Raw genomic sequence first — 6416 nt, forward strand, 5'->3', positions numbered from 1 at the left:
GAGCCGCCGCGGTCAGGAATCGATGAGTTCGAACACGAGGACGTCGACGGAGACCGTGACGGATCGCACGGCAGCATCGCCGTCCGCGGATGCGAGCGCCGCGACGTGATGGGCTGACGGGCCCATGCCGGCGAGAAGCGCACGGAGACCGGCATCCACCTCCACGCGATACTCCACCCGCCGACGCGCTGCGAGGTCGAACCCGGCCGACGTCAACTGCTCCGAGACCGCGGCGTCCTTCTCCGGCGGGATGTCGAGCAGCAGACCGTTCGCACGGAGCTCGCGAAGGTGCCGGGCCGTCGGCACGACCACGATCACGCGTCCGCCTCGGCGGAGGATCCTCGCGAATTCCGGCGCATTCCGCGGAGCGAACACATCGAGGATGACGTCGACCGAGGCATCACGGATCGGGAGCGCGCGCCAGATGTCCAGGACCACACCGGTGGCGGCAGGAGCGGCCCGGAGGGCCATCCTGACGGCGTCGGGGGAGCGGTCGGCGAGCAGGAGGTCGACGCCGCGGATCTCGTCGCAGACGCGCGCAGAGTAGTACCCCGTCCCGCAGCCGAGATCGGCGACACGCAGCCGCTGGGGCAGTTCATTCGCCGCCCGGTCCTCGGTGACGGCGGAGACGAGTTCCGCAGCGATCGGGGCATAGGTGCCGCCATCGAGCACTGCGGCGCGCGCGGTGAGCATCGCGCGGTCGTCGCCGACCGTGCGCGGCGCCCTGGGTGGCAGCAGCGTCAGGTAGCCGTACTTCGACCGGTCGAAGCGGTGGCCGTTCTCGCAGCCGTGGATGCGGTCGGCGATCTCATCGAGCGCGGAGAAGCAGTTCGGGCACCGGAGCCAGGTCGAGTCGATCGACATGGTCCGGTGCCCGAACTCAGGTGATGCGTTGATCAGTGGTGCTCGTGGTGAGCCGCCTCGAGCTCGCCCTTCGTGACGGGTGCGATCCGGTCCTCGAAGAACCAGCGCGACATGCCCGCGCGGAGGCGCTGGCCGACGGTGATCTTGCCTCGTGCGTTGGGGCGGATCATGAGCGGCTGGTAGGACTCGTAGCTCACGAGCTTCCAGCGGTCGTACTCGTCGAGGGGCTGGTGCACCTCGATGAACTCGCCACCGGGGAGCTTGACGATGCGTCCCGACTCGTACCCGTGCAGCACGATCTCGCGATCCTTCTTCTGCAGTGCGATGCAGACGCGCTTCGCGACGAAGTACGCGACGATCGGGCCGATGAACAGGAGCGCCTGGAGGGAGTGGATCACGCCCTCCATCGTCAGCTTGAAGTGCGTGGCGATGATGTCGGAGCTCGCCGCCGCCCAGAGCACAGCGTAGAACGTCACGCCGGCCGCGCCGATCGCTGTGCGGGTCGGAGCGTTCCGGGGACGGTCGACGATGTGGTGCTCGCGCTTGTCGCCGGTGACCCACGCCTCGATGAACGGGTAGATCAGCACGGTCGCGATGAAGAGCCCGAGGCCGACCAGGGGAACGAGGATGTTGAACGACCAGGTGCGGTCGAACAGCACGAACTCCCAGCCCGGCGGGATGAGGCGGAGCGCGCCGTCCGCGAAGCCGATGTACCAGTCTGGCTGGGTACCGGCGGAGACGGGCGACGGGTCGTACGGGCCGTAGTTCCAGATCGGGTTGATCGTGAACAGCGACGCGATGAGCGCCAGCACGCCGAACACCAGGAAGAAGAATCCGCCGGCCTTGGCCGCGTAGACCGGAAGGATGGGCGGGCCCACCGCGTTCTGCTGGGTCCGACCCGGAGCCGCGTACTGGGTGTGCTTGTGCACGACCACGAACATCAGGTGCAGCGCGATGAGCGCGAGCAGGATCACCGGGAGCAGCAGGATGTGCAGCGTGTACAGGCGACCGACGATCTCGGTGCCGGGGAACTCGCCGCCGAAGAGGAGGAACGAGGTCCAGGTGCCGATGAGCGGGATGCCCTTGATCATGCCGTCGATGATCCGGAGGCCGTTGCCCGAGAGCAGGTCGTCGGGGAGCGAGTAGCCGGTGAAGCCCTCGCCCATGGCCAGGATGAACATCACGAAGCCGATGACCCAGTTGAGCTCGCGCGGCTTGCGGAACGCACCGGTGAAGAAGATGCGCAGCATGTGCAGGCCGATGGCGGCCACGAACATGAGCGCAGCCCAGTGGTGCATCTGCCGGACGAAGAGGCCACCTCGGATGTCGAACGAGATGTCGAGGGTCGAGGCCATGGCCACCGACATCTCGACGCCCTTCAACGGCACGTACGAGCCCTCGTACTCCACCTCGGCCATCGAGGCCTGGAAGAAGAAGGTCAGGAACGTTCCCGTGATCAGGATGACCAGGAAGCTGAAGAGCGCGACCTCGCCGAGCAGGAACGACCAGTGGTCCGGGAAGGCCTTGCGGCCGAGTTCCTTGACGAACGTCGAAACGCTCGTGCGCTCATCGATGTAGTTCGAGGCTGCGGCCGTGAAGGTACGACGCTGCGGCGTCTGTGTGGTTGCGGTGCTCAATGACGCTCCCAGAAGCTCGGGCCCACGGGTTCGGTGAAATCGCTCTGCGCGACGAGGTAGCCCTCGTCGTCGACCATGATCGGCAGCTGCGGCAGCGGCCGTGCGGCCGGACCGAAGATGACCTCGCAGTGGTTGGCCACGTCGAACTGCGACTGGTGGCACGGGCAGAGCAGGTGGTGCGTGTGCTGCTCGTAGAGGGCGACGGGACAGCCGACGTGCGTGCAGATCTTCGAGTACGCCACGATGCCGTCATACGACCACGAGGCACGGTCCGGGAGCTCGTTGAGCTCGTCGGGGTTGAGGCGCATGAGCAGCACGGCGGCCTTGGCCTTCTCCTCGAGCTTCCCGTGGTGCAGTTCGCTGAGCCCCTCGGGAATCACGTGGAAGGCGCTGCCGATGGTGACGTCGGCGGCCTTGATCGGGACGCCCGACGGGTCGAGCGTGAGCCGCGTGCCGGCCTTCCACATCGTGTGGCTGAGGAGTTCGACCGGGTTCTCGTCCTGCGGCGCGAGACCGCGGAAGAGGACGACCGCGGGCAGCGGGAAGACCAGGAGCGCGCCGATGAGGCTGTTCCGGATGGCCGCGCGGCGCGTGAAGCCGGACTCGCGGTCGGCATCCTGGAACACCTTCACCGCACCCTCGCGGGCGACCACGTTGCCGCCGACCTTGTGGCGCTCGTCGGCGATCTCGACATCGGTCATGACCGCCTTCGCCCAGTGCACCGCGCCGAAGCCGATGCCGAGGAGGGCGAGGGCCGCACCGAGGCCGATGAACAGGTTGTTCAGGCGGACGTCGCCGACGTCGTTGCCCTCCATCGGGAAGAGCATGTACGCCGCGATCGCCCAGATGCTGCCGAGGATCGACAGGTAGAAGAGCGTGTACACCGTGCGCTGCGCACGCTTCTCCTTCTTCGGGTCCTCATCCGTGACGCGCGGACGGTGCGGCGGGAAGCCGGGGTTCTCGAACGCGTCGGACTGGATGAGGGCGGTGCCCGTCTTCACGGCGGGGACGGTCTCGGCGTGCGACGAGTCGGCAGCGGCGAGTTCGGTGCCGCTGTGGTCGTCCTGTGCCATGGTTCTCCTTCTTCGCTTCTTCGGTGCGGGCCCTAGTTGGACTTCGCCGTGATCCACACGGTGATCGCGACGATGGCGCCGAGACCGAAGATCCAGATGAACAGACCCTCCGCGACCGGGCCGAGCGAGCCGAGCTCGAAGCCGCCGGGCGAACGGTTGTCCTGCACGTACTGCAGGTAGGTGATGATGTCGCGCTTGTCCTCGGGCGAGATGTTCAGGTCGTTGAACACCGGCATGTTCTGCGGGCCGGTGACCATGGCCTCGTAGATGTGCACGCCCGAGACGTCCGTCAGCGGGGGCGCGAACTTGCCCTCGGTGAGCGCGCCGCCGGCGCCGGCCACGTTGTGGCACATGGCGCAGTTGATGCGGAAGAGCTCGGCGCCGTTCGCGGCGTCGCCGCCTCCGTTGACGAGGCTGTCGGCGGGAATGTCCGGACCGGGACCGAGCGACGCGACGTAGTAGGAGAGCTGCTTGACCTGCTCGTCGGTGAACTGCACGGGCTTCTGCTCGGCCTGCGGGCCCTGCATCTGCATGGGCATGCGGCCGGTGCCGACCTGGAAGTCGACCGCCGCGGCGCCGACGCCGATCAGGCTCGGGCCGTCGTTCGTGCCCTGCGCGTCGAGGCCGTGGCACGTGGCGCAGTTGGCCTGGAAGAGCTTGCCACCCTCTTCGATCGTCTCCTGCGACGTGGGGGAGGGCTCAGCCTGGGCGGTCGTCGTGCTGAAGGCGGCGTAGGCACCTCCGGTGAACACGAGGCCGAGCGCGAGCAGCGCGGCGGTGGCGAGCGGATGCCGGCGGCCGGTGCGTCGCTTCGAGCGGTTCATTGATCTCTTCCTGTTCACGGGCATTGCGGGGTCGGCACTCCTGGGTCGGGCTACTTGAGGACGTAGATGACGAGGAAGAGGCCGATCCAGACCACGTCGACGAAGTGCCAGTAGTACGACACGACGATCGCGCTGGTGGCCTCCTTGTGGCCGAAGTTCTTGACGGCGAAGACCCGGCCGATCACGAGGAGGAAGGCGATGAGGCCGCCCGTGACGTGCAGCGCGTGGAAGCCGGTCGTGAGGTAGAAGGCCGAGCCGTACGCGTTCGAGTCGAGCGCGATGCCCTCCGAGACGAGCTGCGCGTACTCGAGCGACTGGCCGGCGACGAAGATCGCGCCCATGACGTAGGTGACGAAGAACCACTCCACCATGCCCCAGTCGCGCAGCTTCCAGCTGGTGCGGTGCGGCTGCATGCGCTCGGCGGCGAAGACGCCGAACTGGCACGTGAACGAGGACGCCACGAGGATGAGCGTGTTGACGAGTGCGAACGGGACGTTCAGTCGACCGGCTTCGAACTCCCACAGCTCGGGCGACGTCGAACGCAGCGTGAAGTAGATCGCGAACAGGCCTGCGAAGAACATGACCTCGCTGCCAAGCCACACGATGGTACCGACCGCGACGGTGTTCGGCCGCTTGATCGCAGGCGCACTCGTCTGAAACGTCATTGAGGTGCTCGTCACGTTCACCATTATGGCTGATCCTCGGACGTGTTTTCGGACGGGGCGGGTCCGGATGTCGGACATCATCGCGCGCGAGCCGCGGATTCCGCTGGCCGAACGCCGTGAAAACGCCCCGAATCCCGCCGATAGGATCGTCTCCATGCCCTTCATGCAGACCTGGCCGGACGTCCTGAACTCGCTCCTCGCGGGCGAGGACCTCAGCGTGTCGGATGCCGCATGGTGCATGGAGCAGGTCATGACCGGCGTCGCGACCGATGCGCAGCTCGCGGCGTTCCTCATCGCACTCCGGGTGAAGGGGGAGACCGTCGACGAGATCGTCGGCTTCCGCGACGCGATCCTCGAGCACGCCGTGCAACTCCCGGTCGACTCCATGGCGCTCGACATCGTCGGCACCGGCGGCGACCGCTTCGGCACCGTCAACGTCTCGACGATGGCATCGGTCGTCTCGGCCGCTGCCGGGGTCCCCGTCGTCAAGCACGGCAACCGGGCCGCGAGTTCGGCGTCCGGCTCGTCCGACGTCCTGGGGGCGCTCGGCATCGACCTCACGCTGCCGGCGCACCGCGTCGCCGAGGTGCTCGACGAGACGGGGATCACGTTCGCGTTCGCCGCGGCGTTCCACCCCGGCTTCAAGCACGCCGGTCCCGTGCGCGCCCAGCTCGGGGTGCCGACGGTCTTCAACTTCCTCGGTCCGCTCTGCAATCCGGCTCGGCCGGAGGCATCCGCCGTCGGCGTCGCCCACCTCGACCGCGTGCCGCTCATCGTGGGCGTCTTCCAGACGCGAGGGGCGACGGCGCTCGTGTTCCGAGGCGACGACGGGCTCGACGAGCTCACGACGACGGGGCACAGCCACATCTGGGAGGTGTCCCGGGGAACCGTGAAGGAGCACGACCTCGACCCGCGCGAGCTCGGCATCCCGCGCGCGAGCATCGACCAGCTGACGGGAGGCGACGCGCAGCACAACGCCGCGATCGTGCACGAGGTCCTCGGCGGTGCGCGGGGCCCGATCCGCGACATCGTCGTGCTCAATGCGGCGGCGGGTCTCGTTGCCTACGAGCTCGCGAACGATCCGAGCCAGGTCCAGCGGACCATCCTCGAGCGGTTCCACGAGAAGATGGCCGTCGCCGAAGGCGCGATCGACAGCGGCGCGGCCGCGCGGAAGCTCGAGGAGTGGGTGGCCGCGACCCGACGCTAGACGAGCGACGGGGTCCCGCCGAAGCGAGACCCCGCCGGTCGATCACGCCGGTGTCAGGTGACGTCGTCGTCGACCCAGTCGAAGGTCTTCGTGACGGCCTTCTTCCAGAGGCGCAGCTGCCGGTCGCGTTCGTCGGCGTCCATCTG

General features: G+C 67.8%; 6 protein-coding genes. 1 reads left to right on the forward strand and 5 read right to left on the reverse strand.

Annotated features, from left to right (window positions below; translation table 11 throughout):
- Window positions 1-12: 12 nt before the first annotated feature.
- Genes GJR97_RS02315 through ctaE form a run of 5 tightly spaced genes read right to left on the reverse strand, consistent with a single transcriptional unit; the run spans window position 13 to window position 5087 of the window.
- On the reverse strand, window positions 13-864 hold the full coding sequence (locus tag GJR97_RS02315; protein ID WP_154344886.1) for a putative RNA methyltransferase: 852 nt from the start codon (window positions 862-864) through the stop codon (window positions 13-15).
- A 32-nt stretch (window positions 865-896) separates the two neighbouring features.
- Window positions 897-2501, reverse strand: a complete 1605-nt coding sequence (gene qcrB, locus GJR97_RS02320; RefSeq protein ID WP_154344887.1) for a cytochrome bc1 complex cytochrome b subunit — start codon at window positions 2499-2501, stop codon at window positions 897-899.
- Complete coding sequence (gene qcrA / locus GJR97_RS02325) at window positions 2498-3574, reverse strand: cytochrome bc1 complex Rieske iron-sulfur subunit (RefSeq protein ID WP_154344888.1); 1077 nt, start codon at window positions 3572-3574, stop codon at window positions 2498-2500. The genes qcrB and qcrA overlap by 4 nt, the downstream gene beginning before the upstream one ends.
- A 32-nt stretch (window positions 3575-3606) precedes the next feature.
- Window positions 3607-4398 (reverse strand): cytochrome bc1 complex diheme cytochrome c subunit, encoded by a 792-nt coding sequence (gene qcrC, locus GJR97_RS02330; RefSeq protein WP_154344889.1) that lies wholly within the window; start codon window positions 4396-4398, stop codon window positions 3607-3609.
- A gap of 50 nt (window positions 4399-4448) precedes the next feature.
- Window positions 4449-5087, reverse strand: coding sequence for an aa3-type cytochrome oxidase subunit III (ctaE, locus tag GJR97_RS02335; RefSeq protein ID WP_154344890.1), 639 nt, complete (start codon window positions 5085-5087; stop codon window positions 4449-4451).
- A gap of 130 nt (window positions 5088-5217) precedes the next feature.
- Between ctaE and trpD the strand changes: the two genes are divergently transcribed.
- Window positions 5218-6270 carry an anthranilate phosphoribosyltransferase gene (trpD, locus tag GJR97_RS02340; RefSeq protein WP_154344891.1) on the forward strand — a complete coding sequence of 351 codons (1053 nt, stop codon included), beginning with the start codon at window positions 5218-5220 and terminating at the stop codon, window positions 6268-6270.
- Window positions 6271-6416: the final 146 nt, after the last annotated feature.

The sequence above is a fragment of the Agromyces kandeliae genome (assembly GCF_009674665.1).
GTDB lineage: Bacteria > Actinomycetota > Actinomycetes > Actinomycetales > Microbacteriaceae > Agromyces > Agromyces kandeliae.